Origin of the sequence: Kaistella montana (assembly GCF_024436175.1) — a bacterium.
GTDB lineage: Bacteria > Bacteroidota > Bacteroidia > Flavobacteriales > Weeksellaceae > Kaistella > Kaistella montana.
Window position 1 is genome coordinate 1317537 of sequence record NZ_JANFQP010000001.1, and the last position, 26754, is coordinate 1344290.

The window sequence follows — 26754 nt, forward strand, 5'->3', positions numbered from 1 at the left end:
GAGTTTTTGTTTGAATTAGGGTGCAAATATAAAACAATTGAAATTTGACAAAAAAAAAATTGTCCGTTTTTATTTAAAAAGTTTTGCTTACATTTTGCCGTTTTCTAATTGCTCTTTTCTAGCATAAAACTGAATTTCGTACCTTCCAAATATACACTTTCTACGGAAATATTCTCACCGTGAGCTTCCAAAATATGCTTCACAATAGCCAACCCAAGTCCGGATCCGCCTTCGTTACGATTTCTGCTGGTTTCTACTCGGTAGAATCTTTCGAAAATTCTGGAAAGAAGTTCTGGTTTTATTCCCATTCCGTTGTCTTCTACATTTACCAAAACTTTGTTTTTCAACACATTAGTTCGAATAACGATCTGTGCTTTTTCGCGGTTGGCGTAATGTATTGCATTGGAAATTAAATTGATGAGAACTTGCGAAATTTTCTGTTTATCAGCATTTACGAAAATCTGTGGCATAGAGCTTTGCAGTTGTACGTTGGAAGTTTTTCTTTGTGCTTCTAAATCGAGGAGATCGATGATTTCGCGGATTAAAGAATTGAGTTCGAATCTGCTGATATTTAAAGTAATTTCGCCTGATTCGTATTGGTTAATCATATCGAGATCTTTAACGATATTTAGGAGTCTTTCGACAGATTTGTCGATACGCTCCAAGTATTTATCGCGAATAGCGAGATTTTCTACTCCACCGTCAATTAAAGTTTCCACATAACCTTGGATGGAAAAAAGTGGAGTTTTAAGTTCATGGGAAACGTTTCCGATGTATTCTTTCCGATAGGTTTCCATTTCCTTCATGGTATCCATTTCGGTGGCATTTTTCTGGCTGAACTCGGAAACTCTTTCTCCCAATTCCTTAAAATTCATATTATTTTCGTCTTGTGGTAAAAAATCGCCGGGCAAAATGGTAGAGATTTTTTTGATTTGTTTTTTGCCGTAATAATTAAATAGATATTCTAAAATCAAATAATTAAGGACAAAAATAAAAATCACGCAAAGAAACAGGGTGAGATAGAAATTGTTTTTCTCATTGAAAACCACATCATTGGAATAATCAAAGATCATCGCAACGATTGACATTACGATCGTTAAAAAAATAGATGCGATTAAAGTAAGCTTGTGAAACCTCATTTCACAAATTTACACAACTAATTTGTAACCAATTCCTTTGAGCGTCTGTATGGTTCGCAAACCAAGTTTTTCGCGAAGTCTTCGAATGTGTACATCGATGGTTCTCTCGCCTACGATCACGTCATTTCCCCAAACTTTTTCGAGGATTTCTTCTCTCTTGAAAACTTTGTCGGTATTGGAAGCGAGCAAATACAATAAGTCGAATTCTTTTTTAGGAAGTAAAAATTGCTGACCAGCTTTGGAAACGCGGAAGTTATTTTTATCGATAATTAAATCGCCAATTTCTATATTTTTGGAAGAATCTGAAACGCGTGAAGTAAGCTGCAAAAGGGCATTTACTTTAGAAATAAGAATTTTTGGTTTAATAATTTTCACTACATAATCGTTGGCACCAGCTTGAAAACCTGCTAGCTGAGAAAATTCTTCGCTTCTGGCAGAAAGAAAAACGATGAGTGTTTGTTGTAATTCTTTAATTTTTCTTAAATCTTGGCAAGTTTCGATGCCGTCTTTTTCGGGCATCATCACATCTAGAAGGATGAGATCCGGAATGATTTCTTTGGCTTTTTCGATTCCCTCGATTCCGTTCGTAGCGGTAGAAACATCGTAGCCTTCTTTTTCTAAATTATAGGAAAGAATTTCCAAAATATCCTGTTCATCATCAATTAAAAGAATCTTTTTCTGTTTCATTTTTAGGTTTTAGCCTTTCAAAATTAATGAAAAATAAGGTTGCAAAAGCAATGTTGGCTAATATTTACAAATAATTAATATTCGTTTGTTTTTGTTCAAGAATCTTTAATGCAAAATTAAAACTGAGGCAACACCGAAACGGGGTATAATTTCGTCCTTTGCACTGAAAAAAATAATAGTTACAATAAAAATGAGCAAATTAAGTATTGCAGTATTTTTTCTAACCTGTTCAGTAGCAGTATTTGCACAGGAAACTAAAAATGACTCAGTAAAGACAGAGAAAAAGATTGAAGGAGTTACTATAAAAGGAAGCGTGAAAAAAAGCTCGGAGAGTAACATCATCAGTATCCAAAGAAAATCCGTCGAAGTAATCGAACGTGTTGGTACGGACCAATTAGAAAAACAAGGTGTAGGCGACGTTTCTGTGGCGGTAACCAAAGCCACTGGAGCCCAAAAACAAGAAGGTAGCGGCCAAGTTTTTATTCGTGGATTAGGCGATAGAAACAATGCAACTACGATGAATGGGTTGCCAATCCCTTCTAATGATCCTATTTATAAAAACATCGACCTCAGTATCATTAAAACCGATATGATTGATTATGTAGGCCTTGAAAAGGTTTACAACCCAAAAATGTGGGGCGATATGTCGGGGGCAAATGTGGATATTGTTTCTAAAGTATACACCGGAAAGCCTTACTTTAAGGTGAATCTTGGTTCTTCGGTTAATTCTAATGCAATTAATCAAAAGAATTTCTATTTGCAAAACGGTCCCGATTATTTCGGATTCAAACAAATAAACAAACCAAGCAATGCATCTTTGGTTAGCAACGGATATGTTTTCAAAACTTCATGGTCGAACAAAGAGGTTTTCACACCAATCAATTCTTCATTGGGTATTGATTTCGGAAGAACTTTCAACATCGGTGAAGAAGGAAAGCTGAGTGTTTTCGGATTTGGATCATTTGATAATAATTATGGTTACAAAGAAGGCGTTACAAGATCTGTTGACAATGTAGGAATTCCTACAAAAGACCTTTTCGGAACTGAATATTCTTACAGTACAAATTCTACAGGTTTAATTAACCTTAATTACAAACTCAATAGCAATCATAATTTGAAGTTTGTTTCTAATTACATCCACACCACGGAGCAAAAATTGGAAAACTACTCAGGTTACATAAGAGATACGAACGAAAACAGAGCAGAGGAAACGGCTTTACTTCGTCGTGCAAATTATAAAACCAATGATTTGTTCATCAACCAATTATCCGGTGAACATAAGATTTCTTCTCCATTGAAATTATATTGGAATCTTGGATTCAACAGATTAGATAGCCGCAGACCAGATAGAATGCAGAATATCTCGATCTATAACCAAACAACCGATTCTAATTATTTCGGAGCGAGTAATCCGGGTGCGAACCACAGATATTTTGACAAACTGATCGAGAACGATTATGTTGGAGATATCCATGCTGATTATCAGTTGAGCGAAAATGCAAAACTAACTTTTGGTTACAACGGAAGATATAAGAAAAGTGATTTCCGGGCTACGCAGTTCAACTTTAGAGTAAATGCTGCTCAAGGCAATTATTTCCTAAATCCAGCTGATTACGGAAGCTTCTTCAATACGACTAATTACAATTCAGGATTTTTTGATATTGTAACTTTCCGTGGAGACATCAAATGGAATCCAGAAACTGCACTAATTCCACAATTCTACAACTCTGAAGTCTTAAATAACGCTGGTTACGCCAATTTAGATTATAAATTCAGTGATCGTTTGACAGCGCAAGTTGGTTTGAGATATGATAATCTTGATCAAAAAATCGAGTACAGCACATCAATTAAAGAAGGTAAGGTTGAGAAAAATTATTCCAAAATATTACCTGCATTAAACTTAAAATACAGCGTAAACGATACGAATAATTTAAGATTCTCAGCTTCTAAAACTTATACTACTCCACTTCTTTTGGAAGTTGCTCCTTATGAATATGAAGAAGTTGATGAACTAAGTTTCGGTAACCCGGCATTGTATCCTTCAGATAACTATAATGCTGACCTTAAATGGGAATGGTTCCCAAAAAGAGGCGAGGTAATTTCAGTTACAGCATTTGGGAAATACATTCAAAATCCAATTTCCAGAGTTACGGTAAACTCTTCATCTAATTCAGTTTCATTTGTAAATATCGGTGACAAAGGACACGTTTTCGGAGTAGAAATGGAATTCAGAAAAGATCTTTACCAAAACAACAATACCAGAATCTACACTTTCTTGAACGGTACTTACCTCAACACCAACCAAGATCTTGACAAAGAAAAAGTTGTTGCTGAAACTACAACTTCTTACAGCAATACGATTTCTATCGACCCATCAAAATCAAACGACAAAATGCAAGGTGCATCTGATTTCCTTGCCAATGTGAATCTAGGTTTAGAACAAAAATGGGGCAGCAAAAACTCATTGGATTTAGTAGTTTCTTATTCTCATATTTCGGATAACATCTATGCAATCGGATATGCGAACAAAGGAAACCTTGTAGATAAAGCCATCAACGTACTTGATGCTGTTGCAAAAGTAAAATTCGGTAACGGAATCGGATTTTCTGTAAGTGGTAAAAACCTTTTGAATCCTAATTTCAAAAGAGTACAAGAAAATACAAACGGTGATGTATCTGTAAGAGATTATAAAAAAGGAACCAACATAGGAGTAGGAGTTTCCTACGAATTTTAAAAAAAAATAAAATAAATCTAAAAGTAAAAATTATGAAAAAGAAACATTTAAAAGTATTAGCATTATCGCTTTTATTACCAGCTACGTTTGCTGTACAATCTTGCAACAGTGGAGACGACGATCCAATCACTCCAGTAACACCAGTTGGGATTGCTGCTAATCCAAACGATTTCAAAGGAGATGTAAAATCTGGCGAGGTGGTAACTTTAGATGCAACTAAAGTATATAAATTAACCGGCGGTGTACACGTGAAAGATGGTGGACAATTGGTAATTCCTGCAGGAACAAGAATCGAATCAACTGGCGGAACATCAGCTTACCTAACCGTAGAACAAGGTGGTAAAATCTTCGCAAACGGAACTGCATCTGCACCAGTAGTATTCACTTCTCCATCTGCTACACCAGGAAGCTGGGGTGGAATCGTAATCGCTGGAAAAGCACCAATCAACAAAGGAACTTCTGCTTCTGCTGAAGTTGGAAACGCTACTTATGGTGGTACTGTTGCTAATGACAATTCAGGATCTTTAACTTATGTAAGAATTGAATATTCAGGAGCAATCTTTACAGGAGAAAAAGAATTCAACGGACTTTCTCTTTTCGGAGTTGGAAATGGAACTACAATCAGCAATGTATCTGTATTAAATGGTTCTGATGACGGAATCGAATTTTTCGGTGGTACTGTAAATGTTTCTAATCTTATTTCCGTAGGAAACGAAGATGATGCATTAGATTGGACAGAAGGATGGAACGGAACCGCAACCAACGTTTATACCAAAAGAAGAAGCGGAGGAATGGGGAACAGAGGAATCGAAGCTGATAACAACTCTAACGATAACAATGCTAATCCAAGATCTAACCCAACCATCAAAAACGCAACATTCATTGGAGCTGCAGGTGGTGAATCTGACGGTATGAAATTAAGAGTTGGTACTTACGCTACAATCGACAACGTAGTACTTTCAGGTTGGGCTACAGGTATTAACCTAGAGCACGATGCAACTGTAACTTATTTTAACGGAGGTGGAAAAATCACTAACGTGAAATTTGATAACGTTACCAAAGAAGCTTCTGCTAAATCTTCTGCTGGAATTAGCGTACCTGTATTACCAAATACTTATACTGTAAACGCAACTGCAACTGGAGCTGGAAGCGGAACTACTACTCCAACTTGGGCTGCAACTTGGGCAGGATTATAATATTCTTCACTTTTTATTCATATCAAACAAATGCCATCGATTTTCGGTGGCATTTTTATTTGTTAATATTTCGTTCACATTATAACTATTTGAATTAAAGTATTTTAATCAATTTTAATGCTCCAATATTAAATTTTACGATTCTTATGTGAATTTAATATGAATTATTTGTTAATTTTAAATTAATTTCATTGCTTTGTATCAATAAATGATCAAACAATACAATTAACACAAACAAATAAGCATTATGAAAAATATAATTAAGCTCTTCGGCGTTTTAGCAATAGTAGTTACAGCAGGTTTTACTTCAACCATTAAAGCACAACAAAACAACATCATTAAAGAAGTAAACATCAACTCCAATGACGGTTTTGGCGAACTAAGAAATCTCGTTGTACAGAATTTCGATTTTACCAATCCGAATCTTTCGGAAGGCAAAATCAATAGCGAAGTAAAATTTGAAGTTTCTGAAAACGGAAAAATCGATCACGTTACCGTAAACGGAGATTGCAAATATGTAAGCAAAGAATTACAAGATCTAATGACACATTTGCTTTATAGATTCGATGACAGTTCCAAAATGAACAAAATTTATGTTCTTCCGATTACTGTATTTATCGCTTCTAGATAAGATTTTCAGATTGACTCATAAAAAAAACCTGACGCGCTGTCAGGTTTTTTTTATTCTTCATCTTCATATTGTTCCAGATAATATGAAAAAGTGAAATCATCCAGTTCATCATCGGCATCTTCTAAGGTTACGAGCAAATCTTCAAACATTTCGAGTTGTTCCACACTCATGTTTACAAACTCAATATGAAGTGGCAACTTTACAAACCCTGTGATCGAATCGTAAAGTGCATCCAAATTATCCCCGAAAAATTCCGGAAGCTGCAATTTTTCTTTTAACTGCGCATAAAAATCATCATAATCGCCAAGTTCCGTGAAGTCGATATATACTGTATTCATTGTTTTTTCAGTGTTAATGGTTAATTGTTTTATTTCAGTAAATTAAGTTCTTGAAATTACTGTTTGTCAAAACTTTTGTAATGATTTTTGGTCAAATAAACGTCGCCATCTTTCGTGAAAACGATGCGATCGGCATTTCGGTTTCCGCAATTGTAATTGACATCGGCTTCGAAATATTGTTTTCCGGAAGGTAAAGTTTTTTCGCGGTTGCTGAATTTGTCACCACCAATTGCTTTTCCTGGCAAAACATCGCAAAGATTCCCTTCAGAAGCTACCCAACCTTGCTTTCTCGCTTCAATTTTGGTGATGTAATAATCGGGCAATTCGTGATTGGCTTTTACATAATTAATGACCTTAACTTCATTGGTTAAATCTTGAATAGAATTTTCATTAAAGGAATTTTTCTCATCGCTATTCGATTTTTCAGATTTAATGATGGAATTTTCAACAACTTCCGAATTTTGATTTTTCTTTTCGATTCTGTAATTGTTGATCAGATACATCACCAAAAACGCACTCAGCATTCCGATGATGAAAAAAAGAACCAGTTTTACGTTATTTTTATTCATTTTAATGGTTTAAAATATTACGAAACTTAGTTTCTCCATTCTTCCGGAATATCGCAAACCGGAATCGGCTGCATTTTGTGTTGCGCCGCTTTATTCATTCTGCTGAAAATTTTAAAAACCTCCAAATCTCTTCCCGAATAATCCACTTCCGTCTTGGTTCCCCACTCTTTCTGAATTTTTTCAAGCTCCGGATACGTTGCACCAATTTGTTGCTCATCAGTTCGGTCCACATCCCATAAACCATCGGTTGGAATTGCATTTTGAATAGATTCTATCAGGTTTAAATGCTTCGCGAGTTCATAAACTTCGGTTTTATAAAGATCGGCAATCGGCGAAACATCTACTCCACCATCGCCATATTTGGTGTAAAAACCAATCCCGAAATCTTCGACTTTGTTCCCGGTTCCACAAACCAAAAGTCCATTCAGCTGCCCGAAATGATACAAAGTAAGCATTCGCAAACGCGCTCTGGTATTAGCAAAAGCAAGTTTTTCGGCAGGAAAATCCTCATCATTTACATTAAAAACTTTAAACAACTCATCAAAACTTGGAGTTAAATTCAACGAAATCGCTTCCACATTCGGAAATCTCGATTTCAAATCAGCGATATGATCCAACGCACGACTTACCTGATCTTCTTTTTGGTGAATCGGCATCTCCAACAAGAGCGTTTTCAGGCCCGTCATCGCACAAAGTGTAGAAACCACTCCGGAATCCACACCTCCGGAAACTCCGACTACATAACCTTTCACATGAGCATTTTCGGCATAATCTTTCAGCCAGGTTACGATTTTTTCTGTTATTTTTTCTTTTTGCATGTATTTTCTTTAAAAAAACTATGATGATTAAGATGAAATAAACCCTAAAATTTTCCTTAATTTTACAGCTTAAATTTTGATGTAAAAATAATGAAGTTTTTTAGATATTTATTGTTTTCAGGTATTTTCGTTTTTGGAGCAGTTGCCTGCAAAAAAAATCCTGAAAACCTCTGGGAAATCGAGATTAAAGATCCCACCAAAAAAACAGAAATCATCGATATTTCCAAAGAATTTTATGATACCAATCTTCCTTTAGAAGTTTTTAAAAATAAATTTCCATGGTTTCAGGGAACGGTTTCTGATGAAGATTACGCGATCAGAAGAGCCGATGCCAACGAAGCCAAAATTTACAAAGAAGCCATTGCAAAAATTGATGTAGCAAAACTCAACAACGAATTATCGAATTTGTTTTCACATATTCATTATTATTTCCCGGAATTCGTGGCACCCAAAGTTTATCTTTATTCATCGGCATTACAAGGAATTATGGAACCTATTTTCTATAAACCTGAAGAAAACATGTTGTTCATCGACATCTCGGCATTTATGGGAGAAAACAATCCTAATTATCAAGGTTTAGAACTTTATTTCCAGAAATCGATGAATCCGCAAAACATAGTTCCGAAAGTTTCAGAAGCTTATGCACAGTTTTTTGTTCCGCATAATGCAAGTCATCAAAAATTTATTGATGAATTAATTTATAACGGGAAAATTCTAACACTTCAAGATGCTTTTCTACCTAATTTTCCAGATTATTTAAAAATGAATTACACCCAAAAACAATACGAATGGGCGCTGGAAAATGAAGTGAACATTTGGAATTATTTCGTGGAAAACAACTTGGTTTTCAGTGATGATTTGCGATTGAACGAACGATTTATCAATCCTGGACCTTTCTCGAAATTCTACACTGAAATCGATAACGATTCTTCGCCACAAATTGGTATTTTTACCGGTTGGCAAATCTGTAGAAAATATTTCAAGGAAAACCCGCAAGTGAAACTGGCAGATTTCATTAAAATGGATGCCCAAGAAATCTTTAATCAAAGTAAATACAAACCTAAAAATTAAGCACTCAAAAAGTTTAAAACATATGAAAAAGACTCAAATTACCATAGATGTAGAACTTGATGAAAACCACGTTCCCGAAAAAATGATGTGGCACGCACAAGACGGCGGAATAGAAAAAGAAGAAACCAAAGCAACCATGATTTCAGTTTGGGACGACAAAAAAATGGAAGCGCTTCGAATTGATCTTTGGACCAAAGAAATGCCGGTTGATCAAATGAAAATGTTTCTTCATCAAATTCTTATTTCGATGAGCCACACTTACCAAAGAGCAACCGGCGAAGAAGATGTTGCCGCTTGGATGGAAGAAATGGCGGAAGAATTTGCACAAAAATCAGCAATAAAAATGTAAATAAGCAATAAGCGGTATGCGATAAGCATTAAGCTTTTTTGCATGTAGCTTATATTTTTTTTAATCATATTTAAGTTTTAAAGCAGTAAAAGCCTATTGCCTAAAGCTTAAAGCCTAAAGCAATAAAAAAATCATGAATTTTAATACCAAAGTAATCCACGGTGGTCAACATCACGAATCCGCAACTGGATCGGTGAATGTACCCGTTTTTTTAACCTCAACTTTTGCGCAAAAATCTCCGGGAATTCATTCCGGTTACGAATATTCCAGAGCGGCAAATCCTACCAGACAAGCTTTGGAAGACAGTTTAGCAAGCATTGAAAACGGCGCGAGAGGTTTGGCTTTCGGTTCCGGTTTGGCGGCGATCGATTGTGTTCTTAAATTATTAAATCCGGGCGATGAAGTCATCGCGGTAGACGATCTTTACGGCGGAACTTACCGAATGTTCACCCGACTTTTTGAAAAATATCAGTTGAAATTCACCTTCGTGAATTTTGATGAAGTTTCGAAAATTTCAAATTTAATTAATGATCAAACAAAATTAATCTGGATAGAAACCCCAACAAATCCTTTAATGAAATTGGTTGATATCAAAGCAGTGACTGATTTAGTAAAAGGAAAAGATATTTTGGTTGCGGTTGATAACACTTTTGCGACTCCATATTTGCAAAGACCGATCGATTTGGGTGCAGATATCGTGATGCATTCAGCGACAAAATATCTCGGCGGACATTCCGATGTAATTGCCGGTGCTTTGATTGCAAATACCGCAGAATTGGGCGAAAAATTACATTTCATTCAATTCGCAAGTGGCGGAATTCTCGGTCCACACGATTCTTATTTGGTTCTTCGAGGAATTAAAACTTTGGCTTTAAGAGTTCAAAGACATTCTGAAAACGGAATGGCTGTCGCGAAATATCTGGAATCTCATCCTGCCGTGGACAAAGTAATTTATCCAGGTTTAGAATCTCATCCTCAACATGATTTGGCGAAAAAACAAATGAGAGATTTCGGTGGAATGGTTTCTTTCACTTTTAAATCCGGAAAAAAAGAAGATGCCATCAAGTTTTTAGAAAAACTAAAAGTATTCACTTTAGCTGAATCTTTGGGCGGCGTGGAATCTTTGGCCAATCATCCAGCTTTGATGACACACGCTTCTATTCCTGCAGAAAAACGAGCAGAATTGGGCATTACCGACGATTTAGTTCGATTGAGCGTTGGAATTGAAGATGAAGCTGATTTGATTGCTGATTTGGAAAAAGCTTTTTCTTAACATTAATATTTTTTAACCACAAATATTAAAAAATAAACCTTCAAGTTCCGAAAAGCTTGGAGGTTTTTTATACTTTTGAGCATGACAGAATTTCAAAAATACATTCAGCGATATTTAGATCTTATTCCATCTGAAAATTGGTTGGAAGAAATGAAAAAATCGGGTGAAAAAACTATTTCACTTTATTCATTTTTAGCAGAAGAACAATCAAATTTCGCTTACGCAGAAGGAAAATGGACGCTGAAAGAACTTTTGCAACATTTAATTGATGCAGAAAGAATTTTCGCTTACCGAGCTTTGCGTTTTGCCAGAAAAGACAGAACCGAACTTCCGGGTTGGGACGAAGAAGCGTATGCACAACATTATTTTCCGGCTGAAAGATCAATACAAAATCTTGTTGAAGAATTTGAAATCGTGAGAAAATCTTCTACTCTTTTTTTTGAAAATTTAAATACAATTCAACTTTCGGAAACAGGAATTGCCAACGGAAACGAAATTTCGGTTGAAACCATTGGGAAACTGATTGTTGGGCATAATATTCATCATTTGAATATTATTGAGGAAAGGTATTTATCAAAATTTTAATAAAAAAATGAACTGTCCCTGCTGTTCCGGAAAACTTTACGAAAATTGCTGTAAACCCTTTCACACGGGCGAAAAACATGCTCCAACTGCGGAAGCTTTGATGCGTTCGAGATTTTCGGCTTTTGCGATTCCGAATGGTGAATATTTGATGAAAACCACGCTTCCGACGAAAAGAAAATTCCACAACAAAAAAGATTTACAAGAATGGGGCGAAATCAACGAGTGGACGAAATTGGAAATTTTGAAATCATCTTTAAACCAAGTTGAATTCAAAGCTTATTACAATGACGAAAACGGAAAACCACAAATTCATCATGAATTTTCGTTGTTTCAAAAAGAAAATGACCGTTGGCATTACGTTTCCGGCGAATTTCTAAGTTAGAAAACCAACTATTTTTTCTGATTTTCTGCCTTCTTTTTCTGTCTTAAAACATACAAATACAAACTTTCAACTTTCGTTCTTGCCCAATCGGTTTTTCGCAAAAATTTCAGTGAGGAATTGATGCTCGGATTATCAGTGAAACATTTAATATTAATTTGCTCACCGAGTTTTTCAAAACCGTCGTAATATTCGACTAATTCTTCCAAAATTGCGTCCAGACGTTTTCCGTGTAAAGGATCTTTAGATTTTTCTTCCATAATTATTGGTAAAATTAGCAATAAAAATTAATCTTAGAGCCCATTTTAAAACCGAAATTTTCGTTCATTTATTTTTAAATTTGCCTTTCAAAAGAACAAACTTTCAATTATGCAAAATCTCATCGATACTTTAAAATCTGGCGGAACGATTCTTTACCCAACCGATACCATTTGGGGAATCGGCTGCGACGCAACAAATATTGATGCTATCAACAAAATCTTTGAAATCAAAAAACGCGAGAAAAACAAATCGATGATTATTTTGGTGGAATCTGAAAAACGACTTCAAGATTTGGTGGAAGTTCCCGAAATGGCGTGGGAAATTATGGATTTATCGGAAAAACCAGTTACTATAGTTTATGATAATCCGAAAGGTTTGCCCAAAGAATTGCTCGCGGACGACGGAAGCATCGGAATTCGATTGATAAAAGACAATTATCTGAAAAAATTGATCGGAAAACTGAACAAACCGTTGGTTTCAACCTCAGCGAATTTAAGTGGCGACAAATCACCATTGAAATTTTCGGACATTAACCAAGAAATCATAAATTCTGTAGATGCTGTTGCGGAAGAAAACCACGAAAAAATCTCGGAATATTCGGGTTCTTCGGTGATTCGGTTATGGAAAGACGGCCGCGTAAAAGTATTGCGCGAGTAATTTAAAATTCAGAATTTCGCCAATCATTCAATAAAAAAATCCGGAGGAAATTCTCCGGATTTTGCGTTTTATTTCTTTAAATATTCATCAAAATAATCGGTTACTTTTTGCATCAAATGAACTCGATCTTTCCCTAAAACATTGTGTTCATGTCCAGGATAAACGAAATAATCGAGCTGAACGCCATTGTCAACAGCGGATTTCAGGAACTTCACCGAATGTTGCCAAACCACCACATTATCTTGCGCGCCGTGGATCATTAAAAGTTTGCCTTTCAAATTCTGAACTTTATCCAAAAGATTGGCTTGTTTGTAACCTTCCGGATTATTCTGTGGCGAATCCATATATCTTTCAGTATACATAATTTCATACATTTTCCAGTCGATTACCGGTCCGCCCGCAACTCCAACTTTGAAAACATCCGGATATTTCAACATAAAACTCGTCGTCATAAAACCACCGAAACTCCAACCATGAATACCCAGTTTATCGGCATTTACATAAGGTAAAGATTTCAAATATTCCACTCCTTTCAGTTGATCTTTCATCTCCACTTCACCTAAATGACGGAAAACGGCTTGCTCAAATTTCAACCCACGATTGGAAGAACCGCGACCATCCATGGTGAAAATTACATATCCTTTTTGCGCCATAAATTCATACCAAAGATTCCCTGAAGCCGGAAAACTATTGGTCACCAACTGCAAATGTGGCCCGTTGTAAAGGTAAACGATCGTCGGATATTTTTTGTTGGGATCGAAATCGGTTGGTAGAATAATTTTTCCGTAAAGTGGCGTTCCGTCGTCGGCTTTTAAGGTCACATTCTTGATTTCCGGTCTCTGGTAATTTTTCAAAGAATTCTCGGAAGTCAGGATATTTTTAGATTTCGCGGTGTTCGTGTTGATTAAATTTACAACTCTTGGTGAATTTGCATTGCTGAAAGAATCATAAAGCCAAGAACCATCTTTGCTGAGAATTCCGGCGTGCATTCCGGCAGAATTATCTAATTTTTGGGTTCGGAAATTGCTCCAATTGATCTTGTAAAGATGTCTTTCCAATGGAGATTCTTGGGTTGAAGTATAATAAATTTCTTTCTTTTTTTCATTAAAACCCAAAATATCCGTCACCAGCCAATCGCCTTTGGTCAATTGCGCCACCAAACCTTTTTCCAAATTATAATGGAAAAGATGGTTGTAACCGGTGCGTTGACTTTGCCAAATAAAATCGGTTTTAGAATTCGGGAAGAACAACAATGGGTGTTGCGGTTCCACATAAATCTCAGATTTTTCCTCGAAAATCGTTTTCATTAAATCTCCTGAATCAGTACTATATTGATTCATTTTCAAATCGTTCTGATCACGATTGAGAATGCCCACAAAAATAGATTTCGAATCGGGATTCCATGTAATTGCGGTCAAATATTGTTCTGCATCACCATCAACTTTCAAGAAGTTGGTTTTTCCGGTTTTGATATCAAAAATCCCCAAAGTTACATGATGAGAAGGCGTTCCCGCCATTGGATATTTGATGTTTTTATTCACGGCAGGAGTTACGCTCCAATCGATAATTGGATAAGAAGTTACCATCGATTGATCCATTCGGTAAAAAGCAATTTTGGAATTGTCCGGCGAAACGAAAATGCCTTTTTCTATTCCAAATTCACGTTGATGAACGGCTTGTCCGTTGACGATATCTTCATTTTCATCCTTGGTAATCGCGGTGGTTTTTCCGTTTAAATTTAAATAAAGATTATTTTTAATAGTATAAACAAAACCTTGGTTGTTACCTAATAATTCTACATTTTCGGCCGACTGATCCAAAGTTATCCAGTCTTTTACTTTCCATTCTTTTCCGTTGCGTTCTACCCAAAAATATTTTGAATTTTGGGTGAAATATCCTTTATCATTATTAATAAAAGTAATTCTTGGAAAAGATTTCAGTTGAAGATCCGGCGCAAGATTTTTATTGAGTTGATAGAGCGAAACCAGCGTATCCTGCTTCATCCCTGCAACTTCAGTTACCAAATATGCATTTTTGGTTGATTGATAAAAGGCCTTGTTATCATCACTCCACGAGAATTGGGAAATATTTTTTACCGCCAGATTGCTTCTCAATCCGTTTACTGCTTCTGCGATGGTGAATTTCTGGTTTTGTGCAAAGAAAGAACTTCCCGCAACGAGGAACAATAAAGAAAATTTTGAAAATTTCATTTCTTAAAAATTAGATGGCTAAAAGTAAGAAATAAAAACGAGTTGTTAAAAAAACGTTAAGGTGTTTTGTAGTATCAATAGATAATTCCGGCAAAAGGATCATTTTGTGTTTTAGGCTTGTTCCAATGGTATTGATGCGTCCAATAAGCCAATTTCATAGAAAGAATTCCCAAACCCGCACCGAAAAGCACATCTGAAACATAGTGTTTATTGTTCATCATTCGCATCACTCCAATTCCTGTGGCAACACTGTACGAAACATACGGAACCCATTTGTATTGCTCACCGTATTCTATTGAAAGCATCGTAGCGCCCGCAAAAACATTAGCAGTATGACCCGATGGAAATGAATATGCGGTTCCGTCGGGGCGAGTTTGATTTAAAGTTTTCTTTAGAAGATAAACCACTCCAAGGTTGAAAATTTGGCCTTTTAGTAATATTGCGGTTCTGTTTTTCCAGTCGGTTCGAGGTTTCATTCCGGCCCATTCGAAACCGTAGATCGCAACAAAGGGAGCAAATTGTGCATAATCATCAAAATGATTGCTAAAACCAAAAAGATGCTCGTTTCTTTCCTCCACGATTTCATTTTTCAGAGATTCGCGCCCATTTCCATTTGTAATGATCCCAGAAAGTATTAATCCTGAGGGAACATAAAGCTTTTTATACTTAAAGTCGAATTTTTTATAATCAACTGAAATACTGTCTTTTTGCTGCGAAAAGCTCAGAAAGAAAAAATTAAAAACGAACAATAATAAAACCAATTTTCTCATAGCGCCATTTTAAGTCAAATCTAAGAAAAAGAACTCCATTCAGTGTTAAAGAATATTAATTTTCTATGGGAATCCTTTTTAATTAATAATTTTAATAACTCAAAATAAAATCATTTCTTAACCTACATCAATGGAGTGAGTATGGAAGTAGAAGTATCTTTGCATCAAGAAATTTAAAAATTAATTAAAAAAAATAAAATAATGGCAACAAAATGGAATTTAGACCCAACTCATAGTGAAATTACTTTCAAAGTAAGACACATGATGATTTCTAACGTAAAAGGATCTTTCACTAATTTCTCTTCAGAATTGGAAAGCGAAGATGATACTTTTAAAAACGTAACTGCAAAAGCTACCATTCAAACAGATTCTGTAAACACTAACAATACCGATCGTGATAACCACTTGAAAAGTGAAGAATTCTTCAACGCGGCTACACATCCTGTGATTACTTTTGAATCTAATTCTTTAAACAACGAAATCACTGGTAACTTAACCGTGAATGGTGTTACAAAACCGATTACTTTAGATGTAGAATTCGGAGGAATCAATGTAGATCCTTGGGGAAATACAAAAGCAGGTTTCTCTTTCGAAGGAAAAATTAAAAGAAGCGACTTCGGATTGAACTGGAATGCTGCACTAGAAGCAGGTGGCGTAATGGTTTCGGATGACGTAAAAATTGCAGGTGAACTGCAGTATGTAAAAGCATAAATAATTTCATAGTTTATTTTTTTTTCAAAGTTCATCCGGGATTTCCTGTGATGAACTTTGATTTTTTAAAAATAAAAACATAAATAAAAATGAATCTCAACGACTTAACCAAAATTTCCGGTCAGTTTCAAAATACCGAAAAAATGCCGGTTCTCTTTCTAGGTCACGGTTCTCCGATGAATGCAATTGAAGAAAATCAATTTGTACAAGGTTTCCGGAATATTTCTAAAGAAATTCCAAAACCCAACGCAATTCTTTGTATTTCAGCGCATTGGTTTACGAACGGAACTTTTGTAACAGCGATGGATATGCCCAAAACCATCCACGATTTTTATGGTTTTTCGAAAGAACTTTTTGAGGTTGATTATCCAGCTCCTGGAAGTCCAGAACTTGCTCGCGAAACTGCTACACTTCTCCTCCCAGAAACCGTAGAAGAAGATCACAATTGGGGATTGGATCACGGCGCTTGGAGCGTCATCAAACATCTTTATCCCAATGCCGAAATTCCGGTAATTCAGTTGAGCATCGATTATACAAAGCCACCTCAATATCATTTTGATCTTGCTAAAAAGCTACAAAAATTGCGAGAAAAAGGAATCCTAATCATCGGAAGCGGAAATATCGTTCACAACCTCCGAATGGTGGATTGGAAAAACATCAACACTGTTGGAGCCGGTTGGGATTGGGCAATTGAAGCCCGCGAAAAAACCAACAATTGGCTTTTGGATGGTAATTTTCAGAATTTAATTGATTACCAACAACAAGGAATCGCGCTGCAAACTGCGGTACCAACTCCCGATCATTATTTACCTTTGATTTATTCTTTAGGTTTAAAAGAAAATTCAGATTCACTTTCGTTATTCAATGACGAGTTAATCGGCGGAAGTTTGAGCATGACCAGTGTGAGAATTGGATAAAAAAGAAAGAGGTTGCCTTTTCGGGACAGCCTCTTTTTTTTAGAAAAAATACCAAAAATTGGAATGATAAGATTTCGAAATCTTCTTGGTGCAGCCATTTAAACTCACCTGGAGTTCCATTTGATCAATCACATGATCATTGGTTACCTCAAATTCTCCTTTTTGATTGGATGATGTCTTTTTCGTTCCGTCGCGGTAAGTGGCGGTCCAGAGATAAGAGTAATTTTTCTCGGTAGTTTCTGCCTCGAAAACTACTTTCTTTTCTCCACTTCTTTTTTCATTAAAAACCTGCAGCAGAATATCACATTTGTCGGGCTCGCCGGCTTTGAGATTTGTTGTTGGCTCAATGATTTTAATTTGTTTGCTGCATTTCAATCGATTATTTTTTGAATTAATTTCTACCGAAAAAACAGCATCACCGGGAACCGAGCCTTTCAATTTAACTTCATTTTTGTTCGTATCTCCTTCAAAAATAATTTTCTGATCAAGATAAATCCACTGATAACAATCAGCGCAAACATCTCCTAGATTTGAAACTTTATAAATCTGCTTTTCACCGACTTCAATGATATCAGCACCGATGATGGTACACTGCGAAAACAAAATACTGAAATTCAGTATCGCTAAAGAAAGTAAAATTTTTTTCATCGTTTTGTGTTTTTAATTGTTAAACCTGAATAACTCCCAGATTGAATTTTTCGGTAATCGGAGCGTGGTTTGCGGCTTCAATTCCCATAGAAATCCATTTTCTTGTATCAACCGGATCGATAATCGCGTCGGTCCACAACCTTGCTGCTGCATAAGTTGGCTCGGTTTGCTTTTGATATTTTTTCGCAATAGAATCCAAAATTTCCTGATGTTCGGTTTCTGAGATCACTTTGCCTTGTTTTTTTAAGGTTGAAGTTTGTATTTGTGCAAGAACTTTAGCCGCTTGCGCACCGCCCATCACCGCGAGTTCCGCCCATGGCCAAGCTACAATTAATCTCGGATCATAAGCTTTTCCGCACATTGCGTAATTTCCTGCGCCGTAAGAATTTCCGGTAATTACCGTGAATTTTGGAACAACAGAATTGGAAACTGCATTCACCATTTTCGCTCCATCTTTAATGATTCCGCCGTGTTCAGATTTCGATCCCACCATAAAACCAGTCACATCTTGCAAGAAAATTAAAGGGATTTTTCTTTGGTTACAGTTCGCAATAAATCTTGTTGCTTTATCCGCAGAATCCGAATAAATAACGCCGCCAAACTGCATTTCACCTTTTCCGTTTTTTACCAATTTTCTTTGGTTTGCAACAATTCCTACACTCCAACCATCAATTCTTGCGGTTGCACAAATAATCGATTTGCCGTAATCGCCTTTGTATTCTTCAAATTCGGAGTTATCAACCAAACATTTAATGATGTTAAAAGTATCATATTGATCAGCTCGTGAAACCGGCATGTGACCGAAAATGTCTTCAATTTTCTCTTTCGGAGGTGCACTTTCGATTCGATCGAATCCTGCTTTTTCGTAATCTCCAATCGATTTCATGATATTTTTAATTCTATCGAGTGCATCTTTATCATCTTTCGCCTTATAATCGGTAACGCCCGAAATTTCGCAATGAGTTGTTGCTCCGCCCAAAGTTTCATTATCAACGGTTTCCCCAATTGCAGCTTTCACCAAGTAACTTCCCGCCAAAAATATAGATCCGGTTTTGTCCACAATCATCGCTTCATCACTCATAATCGGAAGATATGCGCCACCGGCAACACAACTTCCCATCACCGCAGAAATCTGGATAATTCCCATTGCACTCATTTTGGCATTATTTCGGAAAATTCTCCCAAAATGTTCCTTATCCGGGAAAATTTCATCTTGCATCGGCAGGAAAACTCCGGCAGAATCCACAAGATAAATGATCGGTAGTTTATTTTCCATCGAAATTTCCTGAGCTCTGAGGTTTTTCTTGGCTGTAATTGGAAACCACGCACCGGCTTTCACCGAAGCATCATTGGCAACCACCAAACATTGTTTTCCGGAAATATATCCCATCACCACTACCACGCCTCCACTTGGACAACCACCTTGTTCTTGGTACATTTCAAAACCTGCAAAACCACCAATTTCAATAGATTCAGAATTTTTGTCGAGCAAATATTCAATTCTTTCTCGGGCAGTTAATTTTCCTTCTTCTCTTTGTTTTTGCAAACGTTTTTCACCACCGCCTTTCTTTATTTCCGCGAACAAACGGTTGATTTCAGCGAGTTTTAATTTATTTTGGTCTTCTCTTTTATTAAATTCGATATCCATTGTTGAAAAAAATTTGTCTAAAGATAAGTTTTTTGAGGATACTTTCTTGTAGAATAGTTTTGAATTTTAACCTATTGTATTTCAAAAATTTAAATAAAAACCTCAATAAAATAAAAAAAATTAATGTAAAATAAATTTCCAGATTTTCCGTTAATAAAACTGAAATCCTAAAATAGTTCCTCGGTTTTGTTTTGAGCAAACCGGTTCCTAGTTTATTTTTTTAATAGTTTATTATTTGAAGACCCCAAAAGTTGCAAAGATTTTTGGGGTTTTTTATGTAATAATCAGGAATTAAAGCCATAATTTGGCTATAATTTAAAACGGAATTGTAGATTTGCATGAAATAAAATCTAAAAATCTGTGTTCAAAAATTCTGCGCTATTTCGTTTACATCTTATTGTTTTTTTGTGGGGATTCACCGCCATTTTAGGAAAACTCATTCATGCAAATGCTCATATTTTGGTTTTCTATAGGATGTTTTTTGCAGCGTTTTTTTTGTACATTTTCATTCGTTTTGTTAAAAAAGATCGTTTAAAGGTTTCCAAAAAGCTATTCTTACAATTGGCTGCAATTGGAGGTTTCATGGCGTTTCACTGGTTGTGTTTTTTCTATTCCATCAAGGTTTCCAATGTGGCGATTGCACTAAGTTGTCTGTCGCTTTCTACCTTGTTTGCTGCGATTTTGGAACCCATAATTTTCCGGCGAAAAATTGACATTTCCGAAGTCATCATGGGAATCGTGATCGTGATTTGTATGGGCCTTATTTTCAAAACAGAGTTTCACTACAAACAAGGAATCTTTTTTGGCGTATTGACAGCACTTTTCGGAACTATTTTTTCTGTTTACAACGGAAAAATTTATGGAAAAACGAGTCCCGGAAATATCATTTTTTACGAAATATTCTCAGGATTTCTGATTCTTTCTGTATTTTATCTTTTTACGGGCCAACTTTCTCAACTTAATGAAATAAGTTACCGCGATTTAGCGTTAATCATATTATTGGCAAGTCTTTTTACGGCATTCCCGATGTTGGAATCGGTGAAACTGATGAAATACATTTCTCCTTTCACCCTCATTCTTACAGTAAATTTGGAGCCGGTGTACGGAATTATCCTTGCATTTTTTATCTTTGGAGAATCCGAAAAAATGAGCCCTATATTTTACGTCGCTTCTGCGGTAATGATTTTGGCCATTGTTGCAAATGGAGTGATCAAAGCAAGAAGAGCCACTAAAAAAATAGAAATTTGATGAAAAAAATACTCTTTTCCCTTTTTATTTTTTACGGAATATTTTCCGATGCGCAAATCATCAGAAAATATTCTAATGAATTTCTCAATATCGGAGCCGGCGCGAGGGGCCTTGCAATGGGCGGTGCAGTAATTGCCAATCAAAACGATGTCTATTCGCCGATGTGGAATCCGGCTGGATTAATCGGAATCGAAAGAGATTGGCAAGGCGCAGCGATGCACGCTGAATATTTCGAATCGATCGCGAAATATGATTATCTTGCTTATGCAAAACCTTTAGATAATAACGGTGGTGTTTTTGCCATTTCCGTGGTTCGACTTGGTGTTGATAATATTTTGAACACTACCCAAATGATTGATTCTGAAGGAAATATTGATTACGATAAAATCACCAGTTTTTCCCAATCGGATTATGCAGCTTTGCTTTCATACGCTTTCAGACCTGGTGGAAACCAAAAATTATCAATGGGTGTGAATGCAAAATTAGTTTACAGAAATGTAGGAAAATTTGCAAGCGGTTATGGTTTCGGATTCGATTTAGGATTACTTTATAACGACGATTCTGGCTGGAATTACGGAGCGATGTTGCGTGATGCAACTACTACAGTGAATTTCTGGACGGTGAACCAAAAAGAGCTTTCAGCGGTGGTAAATGGTGAAGAATTCAACCCTGCTCCAAAAGATAAAATGGAAATCACCATGCCAAAACTAAATTTGGGGATGAGTAGAAATTTCGAAATCAATCGAGATTTGGAACTGCAACCTGAAGCTGGACTGAACATCGATTTCGCTAAAACTGCAGCCTTAATTTCTACAGATTTCGCGAGTATAACGCCTTACGCTGGAGCTGAACTGAAATTTCAGGATATGATTTTTGTGCGTTTAGGGGTAAATCGTTTTCAAACCATCACCGATATCGAAGATCTAAAAAGGAAAGTTTCTTTTCAACCAAGCGGCGGAATCGGGATTAAATATCAAGGTTTAACTTTGGATTACGCGATTACCAATTCCGGAATCGGAGGTTCGAATTTTTTCTCCAATTTCTTTTCCCTAAAATTAGATATGGGAGATTTCAGGAATTAATCTATCTTTAATTAAAATTTTATTCATGAAAAAGCTTCTGTTATTTTCTTTGTTAATGGCTTTTGCAACAGGCTTTAGCCAGAATATTTCTGATTACGCTTATGTTTATATTCCTAAAGAATTTCAGGATGCGAAGGCCAATAAATATGGTTTGAAAGATTTACTAAAAAGCAAACTAAAAGCAAAAAAATACATCATCGTAGAAGAGCCAACCAATTCGACTTGCGAGATGCTGAAAGCGGAAGTTGCGGATACGAGCAATTTTATGAAAAATAAAGTGCAGATTAGTTTTAAAGATTGCAACAACAAAGAAATCGCCAACTACGAAGGGAAATCGAGCATCAAAGAATTCGAACCCGGAATGAAGGAAGCTTTGCAATTCGCCATGAGTAATGTTGCAGTTTCCGCGCCGAAAAGTTCAGAAATGGTCGTTTTAAAGGAAAAATCTGAACCAGTTTCTGAAAAAATTACAGAAAATAAAGTGGAACATTCTACCACGAAAAATGAAACTCCTGCCGAAAATAAAGCGGAAAGTTTCAGCAACGGATTTTTAAATTTAAACAAAATTACCATTTCTCAAAACCAATTCATCCTCGCAAATCCAAATAATTCGGTTCCTTTTGCTATTTTTAAAGCTTCTACGAAGAAAGACGTTTACCACGTACAACTGGAAAACGGAAGCCACACTTTGGGCTATTTTGAAAACGGAAAAATCGTGATTGAAATTCCTACTTCCGACGGAAATTATAAAAAAGAAGAGTTTCTGAAGAAATAATTCGGCTGGAAATCACCCGTTTTCGGAAGGATTAAAAAACTCCCAAACCTTTGTTCCACGGCTTTTTCCGATAATTTCTTCTAAAGTTTCACGAGAAGATTCTTTCACTCGCTTCACCGATTTAAGTTTAGAAAGCAAAAGTTCGATCGCTTTTTCGCCAATTCCTGGAATTTCCTCGAGTTCAGATTTTATGGTCGAATTTTTTCTGCGCGTTCGGTGATGTTTCACTCCAAAACGGTGCGATTCGTCACGAACTCTTTGCAAAATTTTCAACGTTTCCGATTTTTTATCCAAATACAACGGAATCGAATCTTCCGGAAAATAAATTTCTTCTAACCGTTTTGCAATGCCGATAATCGTGATTTTTCCGTAAAGTCCGAGTAATTTTAAACTTTTCACGGCCGAAGAAAGTTGACCTTTTCCACCATCGATCAAAATCAGTTGCGGAAGCGGTTCGTTTTCGTCAAGAAGCCGTTTGTAGCGGCGATAAATCACTTCTTCCATCGTGGCAAAATCGTTCGCTCCTTCCACCGTTTTTGGATGAAAAATTCGATAATCGGCTTTGCTCGGTTTACCATCTTTGAAAACCACACACGCCGAAACAGGGTTCGTTCCTTGAATATTTGAGTTATCGAAACCTTCAATGTGGCGCGGTTCTGTCGGCATTCGCAGCAATTTTTGCATTTCCGCCATGATTCGGTTCGTGTGTCGCTCTGGATCGACGATTTGTACGGCTTTTAGTTTTTCAATGCGGTATTCTTTCGCGTTTTTTTCGGATAATTCTACGATTCTTTTTTTGTCACCAACTTTCGGAACGATCAATTTCACATTCGGAATTTCCAAACTCAAATGAAATGGAATCAAGATTTCTTTTGAATAGGAATTAAATTTTTGTCGAATTTCGATCATCGCCTCTTCTAAAATATCTTCGTCGGTTTCTTCGAGAACCTTTTTAATTTCTGTGGTAAAACTCTGGATGATACTTCCATTCTGAATTTTAAAATAGTTGACATAAGCCGCGGTTTCGTCGCTCGTCATCCCGAAAACATCCACATCATCAATATTTGGGTTTACAACGGTGTGTTTGTGCTGATAATCTTCCAACATATCAATTCTTTCCTTGATGAATTGGGCATTTTCAAACTCCAAATTTTCCGCGTATTTCATCATTTGATTGATCAAATATTCCTTCGCCAAACGGAAATCACCTTTGATAATCCCACGAATTGCATTGATTTTTTGGTCATATTCTTCCTTGAGTTCCAACATTTCACACGGACCTTCGCAATTTTTAATGTGATATTCCAAGCAAACTTTATATTTTCCAGCTTCAATTCTTTCCGGTGAAAGATTCAAATTGCAAGTTCGGATTTTATAAATATGTTTAATGGTATCAAGCAAAACCTTTGCTGGACGAACTTTCGCGTAAGGTCCGAAATATTCCGAACCATCTTTAATTTTCGTTCTGGTCAGAAAAATTCTAGGGAAATCTTCATTTTTAATGCAAATCCACGGATAAGATTTGTCGTCTTTCAGCATCACATTATAAAACGGTTGATGTTCTTTGATAAGGCTATTTTCAAGCAAAAGCGCGTCATATTCACTCGGAACAATCGTAGTTTCCAACCGGTGAATTTTCCCAACCATTATTCGAGTTCGGTAACCTGAAAGATTTTTATTGAAATAAGAAAGTACTCTTTTCTTCAAATGTTTTGCCTTTCCAACGTACAAAAGTTGGTCATTTTTGTCATAATATCGATAAACGCCGGGTTCCGAAGGCAAAGTTTTCAGTTGAAGATCAAGTGCGGGATTCATTCCACAAAAATAAGGAATTGATTTTTGATTTGGCCATCAATTATGATTTCAAAAGTTTCATTTTAGAAGCCGGAATTAGTTTTAGGATTTTCTCTAAATAATTGTATTTTTAAGCAAATTTTAAACTAATGATTTACGGCATCGATACTTTTACAATTTCTGATATCATGGCGATCCTTGATGATCCCAAAAAAGCAAAACTCACCAAAGAATCCAAACAAAAAATCCTGCAATCTCAGCAAAATGTGCAAAAGATTGTCGCTTCAGATCGTACTGTTTATGGGATTAATACAGGTTTTGGACCTTTGTGCGATGTGAAAATTTCGGAGGAAGAAACTGCGCAACTTCAACATAATTTAATTATTTCTCACGCAGTTGGCGTAGGAAAACCAATCTCGAAAGAACTCTCAAAAGTGATGATGATTTCAAAAATTCATGCCCTTTCAAAGGGTTTTTCGGGAGTTTCATTGGAAGTAATTGAGCGATTGATTTTCATGCTGGAAGAAGACATCATTCCGGTTGTTCCGGAGCAAGGATCCGTAGGAGCTTCTGGAGATTTGGCGCCTTTAGCTCATTTGGTTTTACCGCTTTTAGGATTAGGAAAAGTTTGGCAAAATGATGAAATCCGAAATACCGCCGAAGTTTTGGCTGAAAAAGAGATTAAACCTTGGATTTTGGGACCAAAAGAAGGTTTAGGATTGATCAACGGAACTCAATTTATTCTGGCTCATGCAATTTTAGGTTTAAATAAATTCGAATATCTTCTCGATTTGGCCGATTTAACAGCAGCTTTGAGCTTGGAAGCGTATCGAGGAAGCGCAAGTCCTTTTAAAAAAGAACTTCACGATATTCGCCCATTTTCCGGAAGCAAAAAAGTAGCCGCAAGAATGCTGAAATTCTTGAAAAATTCTGAAAATCTTCACGCCCACGAATTTTGTGATCGAGTTCAAGATCCATATTCGATGCGATGCGTGCCGCAAGTTCATGGTGCGAGCAGAAATGCCTTTGAACACTTGAAAAATTTGGCGGAAATAGAGCTTAATTCCGTTACCGATAATCCAATTGTTTTAAGCGCTGAAGAATCAATTTCTGGAGGGAATTTTCATGGTCAATTGCTCGCTCTACCTTTAGATTATTGCACTTTGGCCGCTGCGGAACTCGGAAATATTTCCGACAGAAGAAGCTATCTACTACTTGAAGGTAAATTTGGATTACCAAGATTATTAACAGAAAGTTCAGGATTAAATTCTGGTTTTATGATTCCACAATACACCACCGCTGCATTAGTTACAGAAAATAAAACATTGTGTTTTCCGGCATCGGCAGATTCCATTCCGACGAGTTTGGGACAAGAAGATCATGTTTCGATGGGAAGTATTTCAGGAAGGAAATTCAATCAAGTTTTAGGAAATTTAGAAAATATTCTCGCGGTAGAACTCATGTTTGCCGCTCAAGGATTAGAATTCCGAAGACCAGCAAAATGCTCGAAATATGTAGAAAACGCCTATAATCTCATCCGTACAAAAGTAGCGAAATTAGAAGACGACAGATTAATTGGTGAAGATATGTTGGTCATTGCGCAATTAATTCGTGAGAGAAAATTTGAAGTAAATTAAAAAGGATGAAAAAAAATATTATTGCAATCACATTTTTGATGTTCGGAGTTTTTGCAAGTGCTCAAACTAGTAAAGATGTAAAAATTTCCGAATTACTAGAGACGATGGGCAGTACACAAGCGATGAAAACATCATATGAATATATGATAAGCTATTACAAACAAAATAATCCGCAAATCTCGCCAGAATATTGGGATAAGGCGGCTACACTAGTAAACTATGAAGATTTAATCAAAAAACTGGTTCCTTTATATTCCAAACATTTTACTGAGCAGGAAATAGAAGATCTCATTGCTTTCTATCGTACAACTATAGGTAAAAAGATGATTGATAAAATGCCCGTAATCCTCCAAGAAAGTATGGAAATTGGGAGAACATGGGGCATGGAACTAGCTCAAAAAATTGAAAAAGAAATTTCGGTTGCTCCCAAAAAGGAATATTCGTCCCCTCCTCCTCCGATGCATGCAAAATAATTAAGCACAAAAGGATTAATAGAGAAGATATAACAAAAAAAGCTCATCAACATGGTTGATGAGCTTTTAAAAAAAACTGGCGGCGACCTACTCTCCCGCTTTCGCAGTACCATCGGCGCTAGAGGGCTTAACTTCTGTGTTCGGAATGGGAACA

The 26754-nt window shown here is 36.3% G+C and carries 27 protein-coding genes and 1 rRNA gene; 16 read left to right on the forward strand and 12 right to left on the reverse strand.

Annotated elements, in window-relative coordinates; all coding sequences use genetic code 11:
- Window positions 1–104: 104 nt before the first annotated feature.
- Complete coding sequence (locus NOV28_RS06035; protein WP_255928601.1) at window positions 105–1139, reverse strand: sensor histidine kinase; 1035 nt, start codon at window positions 1137–1139, stop codon at window positions 105–107.
- A 9-nt stretch (window positions 1140–1148) separates the two neighbouring features.
- On the reverse strand, window positions 1149–1826 hold the full coding sequence (locus tag NOV28_RS06040; RefSeq protein ID WP_255928603.1) for a response regulator transcription factor: 678 nt from the start codon (window positions 1824–1826) through the stop codon (window positions 1149–1151).
- 190 nt (window positions 1827–2016) lie between these two features.
- On the opposite strand from NOV28_RS06040, the gene NOV28_RS06045 reads away from it, so the two are divergent.
- From NOV28_RS06045 to NOV28_RS06055, 3 genes are all read left to right on the forward strand, one after another.
- Window positions 2017–4560, forward strand: a complete 2544-nt coding sequence (locus tag NOV28_RS06045) for a TonB-dependent receptor domain-containing protein (RefSeq protein ID WP_255928605.1) — start codon at window positions 2017–2019, stop codon at window positions 4558–4560.
- Window positions 4561–4592: 32 nt separating this feature from the next.
- Entirely contained in the window at window positions 4593–5756 is a 1164-nt protein-coding gene (locus NOV28_RS06050; protein WP_255928607.1) for a beta-helix domain-containing protein, read from the forward strand.
- Between the two features lie 247 nt (window positions 5757–6003).
- A complete protein-coding gene (locus tag NOV28_RS06055) occupies window positions 6004–6387 on the forward strand; it encodes a hypothetical protein (protein WP_255928609.1) in 384 nt (127 codons plus the stop codon).
- A 50-nt stretch (window positions 6388–6437) separates the two neighbouring features.
- On the opposite strand, the gene NOV28_RS06060 is transcribed toward NOV28_RS06055, so the two are convergent.
- The 3 genes from NOV28_RS06060 to nadE are packed head-to-tail and all read right to left on the reverse strand — an operon-like array spanning window position 6438 to window position 8112.
- Window positions 6438–6725 (reverse strand): barstar family protein, encoded by a 288-nt coding sequence (locus tag NOV28_RS06060; protein WP_255928611.1) that lies wholly within the window; start codon window positions 6723–6725, stop codon window positions 6438–6440.
- Between the two features lie 56 nt (window positions 6726–6781).
- Complete coding sequence (locus NOV28_RS06065) at window positions 6782–7294, reverse strand: ribonuclease domain-containing protein (RefSeq protein WP_255928613.1); 513 nt, start codon at window positions 7292–7294, stop codon at window positions 6782–6784.
- A gap of 26 nt (window positions 7295–7320) precedes the next feature.
- Complete coding sequence (nadE, locus tag NOV28_RS06070) at window positions 7321–8112, reverse strand: NAD(+) synthase (RefSeq protein ID WP_255928615.1); 792 nt, start codon at window positions 8110–8112, stop codon at window positions 7321–7323.
- A 90-nt stretch (window positions 8113–8202) separates the two neighbouring features.
- On the opposite strand from nadE, the gene gldB reads away from it, so the two are divergent.
- The 5 genes from gldB to NOV28_RS06095 all read left to right on the forward strand — a co-directional run bounded on the left by gldB (window position 8203) and on the right by NOV28_RS06095 (window position 11772).
- Window positions 8203–9183: a gliding motility lipoprotein GldB gene (gene gldB, locus NOV28_RS06075; RefSeq protein ID WP_255928617.1), complete on the forward strand. Its 981-nt coding sequence runs from the start codon at window positions 8203–8205 to the stop codon at window positions 9181–9183.
- A gap of 22 nt (window positions 9184–9205) precedes the next feature.
- Window positions 9206–9532 carry a gliding motility protein GldC gene (gene gldC, locus NOV28_RS06080; RefSeq protein WP_255928619.1) on the forward strand — a complete coding sequence of 109 codons (327 nt, stop codon included), beginning with the start codon at window positions 9206–9208 and terminating at the stop codon, window positions 9530–9532.
- 133 nt (window positions 9533–9665) lie between these two features.
- The gene (locus NOV28_RS06085) at window positions 9666–10805 is read left to right on the forward strand and encodes a cystathionine gamma-synthase (protein ID WP_255928621.1); all 1140 of its coding nucleotides are present in this window, start codon (window positions 9666–9668) and stop codon (window positions 10803–10805) included.
- Window positions 10806–10886: 81 nt separating this feature from the next.
- Window positions 10887–11390, forward strand: a complete 504-nt coding sequence (locus tag NOV28_RS06090; RefSeq protein ID WP_255928623.1) for a DinB family protein — start codon at window positions 10887–10889, stop codon at window positions 11388–11390.
- A gap of 7 nt (window positions 11391–11397) precedes the next feature.
- A complete protein-coding gene (locus NOV28_RS06095; RefSeq protein ID WP_255928625.1) occupies window positions 11398–11772 on the forward strand; it encodes a YchJ family protein in 375 nt (124 codons plus the stop codon).
- Between the two features lie 8 nt (window positions 11773–11780).
- Here the strand turns inward: NOV28_RS06095 and NOV28_RS06100 are convergent, their stop codons facing one another.
- Window positions 11781–12029: a VF530 family protein gene (locus NOV28_RS06100; protein ID WP_255928627.1), complete on the reverse strand. Its 249-nt coding sequence runs from the start codon at window positions 12027–12029 to the stop codon at window positions 11781–11783.
- A gap of 109 nt (window positions 12030–12138) precedes the next feature.
- On the opposite strand from NOV28_RS06100, the gene NOV28_RS06105 reads away from it, so the two are divergent.
- Window positions 12139–12687: an L-threonylcarbamoyladenylate synthase gene (locus NOV28_RS06105; RefSeq protein ID WP_255928629.1), complete on the forward strand. Its 549-nt coding sequence runs from the start codon at window positions 12139–12141 to the stop codon at window positions 12685–12687.
- A gap of 68 nt (window positions 12688–12755) precedes the next feature.
- Here the strand turns inward: NOV28_RS06105 and NOV28_RS06110 are convergent, their stop codons facing one another.
- The gene (locus tag NOV28_RS06110) at window positions 12756–14897 is read right to left on the reverse strand and encodes a S9 family peptidase (RefSeq protein WP_255928632.1); all 2142 of its coding nucleotides are present in this window, start codon (window positions 14895–14897) and stop codon (window positions 12756–12758) included.
- Between the two features lie 74 nt (window positions 14898–14971).
- The gene (locus NOV28_RS06115; RefSeq protein WP_255928634.1) at window positions 14972–15667 is read right to left on the reverse strand and encodes a phosphatase PAP2 family protein; all 696 of its coding nucleotides are present in this window, start codon (window positions 15665–15667) and stop codon (window positions 14972–14974) included.
- A gap of 201 nt (window positions 15668–15868) precedes the next feature.
- On the opposite strand from NOV28_RS06115, the gene NOV28_RS06120 reads away from it, so the two are divergent.
- Window positions 15869–16378 (forward strand): YceI family protein, encoded by a 510-nt coding sequence (locus NOV28_RS06120; protein ID WP_255928636.1) that lies wholly within the window; start codon window positions 15869–15871, stop codon window positions 16376–16378.
- 89 nt (window positions 16379–16467) lie between these two features.
- Window positions 16468–17295 carry a 4,5-DOPA-extradiol-dioxygenase gene (ygiD, locus tag NOV28_RS06125; RefSeq protein WP_255928638.1) on the forward strand — a complete coding sequence of 276 codons (828 nt, stop codon included), beginning with the start codon at window positions 16468–16470 and terminating at the stop codon, window positions 17293–17295.
- Window positions 17296–17334: 39 nt separating this feature from the next.
- Here the strand turns inward: ygiD and NOV28_RS06130 are convergent, their stop codons facing one another.
- A complete protein-coding gene (locus NOV28_RS06130; RefSeq protein ID WP_255928640.1) occupies window positions 17335–17943 on the reverse strand; it encodes a hypothetical protein in 609 nt (202 codons plus the stop codon).
- A gap of 19 nt (window positions 17944–17962) precedes the next feature.
- The gene (locus tag NOV28_RS06135) at window positions 17963–19591 is read right to left on the reverse strand and encodes an acyl-CoA carboxylase subunit beta (RefSeq protein ID WP_255928642.1); all 1629 of its coding nucleotides are present in this window, start codon (window positions 19589–19591) and stop codon (window positions 17963–17965) included.
- 360 nt (window positions 19592–19951) lie between these two features.
- Here NOV28_RS06135 and NOV28_RS06140 point away from each other — a divergent pair, with 360 nt between their 5' ends.
- The 3 genes from NOV28_RS06140 to NOV28_RS06150 are packed head-to-tail and all read left to right on the forward strand — an operon-like array spanning window position 19952 to window position 22696.
- The gene (locus NOV28_RS06140) at window positions 19952–20839 is read left to right on the forward strand and encodes a DMT family transporter (protein ID WP_255928644.1); all 888 of its coding nucleotides are present in this window, start codon (window positions 19952–19954) and stop codon (window positions 20837–20839) included.
- Complete coding sequence (locus tag NOV28_RS06145) at window positions 20839–21921, forward strand: putative type IX sorting system protein PorV2 (RefSeq protein WP_255928646.1); 1083 nt, start codon at window positions 20839–20841, stop codon at window positions 21919–21921. Before NOV28_RS06140 ends, NOV28_RS06145 begins: the two co-directional genes overlap by 1 nt.
- A gap of 25 nt (window positions 21922–21946) precedes the next feature.
- Window positions 21947–22696 (forward strand): hypothetical protein, encoded by a 750-nt coding sequence (locus NOV28_RS06150; protein ID WP_255928648.1) that lies wholly within the window; start codon window positions 21947–21949, stop codon window positions 22694–22696.
- A 12-nt stretch (window positions 22697–22708) separates the two neighbouring features.
- Here NOV28_RS06150 and uvrC read toward each other — a convergent pair whose 3' ends face one another.
- Complete coding sequence (gene uvrC, locus NOV28_RS06155) at window positions 22709–24511, reverse strand: excinuclease ABC subunit UvrC (RefSeq protein WP_255928650.1); 1803 nt, start codon at window positions 24509–24511, stop codon at window positions 22709–22711.
- A gap of 128 nt (window positions 24512–24639) precedes the next feature.
- On the opposite strand from uvrC, the gene hutH reads away from it, so the two are divergent.
- Both hutH and NOV28_RS06165 read left to right on the forward strand, forming a co-directional pair.
- Window positions 24640–26127 carry a histidine ammonia-lyase gene (hutH, locus tag NOV28_RS06160; RefSeq protein ID WP_255928652.1) on the forward strand — a complete coding sequence of 496 codons (1488 nt, stop codon included), beginning with the start codon at window positions 24640–24642 and terminating at the stop codon, window positions 26125–26127.
- A gap of 5 nt (window positions 26128–26132) precedes the next feature.
- Window positions 26133–26600 (forward strand): DUF2059 domain-containing protein, encoded by a 468-nt coding sequence (locus NOV28_RS06165; RefSeq protein WP_255928654.1) that lies wholly within the window; start codon window positions 26133–26135, stop codon window positions 26598–26600.
- Window positions 26601–26674: 74 nt separating this feature from the next.
- Here the strand turns inward: NOV28_RS06165 and rrf are convergent.
- A 5S ribosomal RNA gene (gene rrf, locus NOV28_RS06170) occupies window positions 26675–26754 on the reverse strand; the annotation flags it as partial.